Here is a 777-nt window from a genome sequence, read left to right as displayed (position 1 = left end):
TGGTTGTCATCACCGGTCGCAAGCTGATGGCGGATAAATACTTCCCTATCGTCAATAAAGACCAGGAAAACAGCGAGTCGCTGGCCGCTGACATCATCATCAGCCAGAAGCGAATCGGCAACCTGCCTGCCGTGCGCGTGCCTTACTTCCCGGCGAATGCCCTGATGGTGACGCGTCTCGATAACCTGTCTATCTACTTCATGGATGACGCGCATCGCCGCAGCATCATCGAAAACCCGAAGAAAGACCGCATCGAGAACTACGAGTCAATGAATACCGACTACGTGGTCGAGGCATACGCTGCCGGTTGCCTGATTGAAAATATCAAGCTCGGTGACTTCACCGCACCTGCTGCACCGGAAAGCGGAGAGTAAGCCATGACGAGTCCCGCAGCGCGTCACATGATGCGGGTCTCGGCCTCTGAAACAGCGCGGCGGGCTGCTGTCCCGCTGCGCAATGCAACTGCCTATGAGCAGATGCTCGTTAAGCTGGCCGCAGACAACCGCACGCTAAAACAAATCCGATCCAATGAGCGCAAGGCAGATAAAAAGCGTGAGCTGCTGCCGTTCTATCTGCCATGGGTGGCTGGCGTCCTCGCAAACGGCAAGGGCGCGCAGGATGACATCGTCATGACGGTCATGCTGTGGCGTCTCGATGCTGACGATATCGCCGGTGCGCTGGAAATTGCCCGTTACGCCATGACCTATGGCCTGACCATGCCGACCGGTCGACGTCCGACGCCTTACCTGCTGGCCGAAGAGGTGGCACTGGCCGCGC

2 protein-coding genes are annotated in these 777 nt (G+C 57.9%); both read left to right on the top strand.

All coding sequences use genetic code 11. From position 1 onward, the window contains the following. Positions 1-374 (top strand): P2 family phage major capsid protein (locus RE027_RS17905; protein ID WP_368809650.1); only part of this gene is annotated, 374 nt, incomplete at its 5' end. Positions 375-377: 3 nt separating this feature from the next. After that, a partial coding sequence (gene gpM / locus RE027_RS17900) for a phage terminase small subunit (RefSeq protein WP_368809649.1) occupies positions 378-777 on the top strand: 400 nt, incomplete at its 3' end.

This window comes from Kocuria sabuli (assembly GCF_040981185.1).
In the GTDB taxonomy this organism is placed as follows: domain Bacteria; phylum Actinomycetota; class Actinomycetes; order Actinomycetales; family Micrococcaceae; genus Kocuria; species Kocuria sabuli.
Note: the sequence above shows the minus strand (reverse complement) of the source record. Positions and strands in the feature narration are given on the sequence as shown.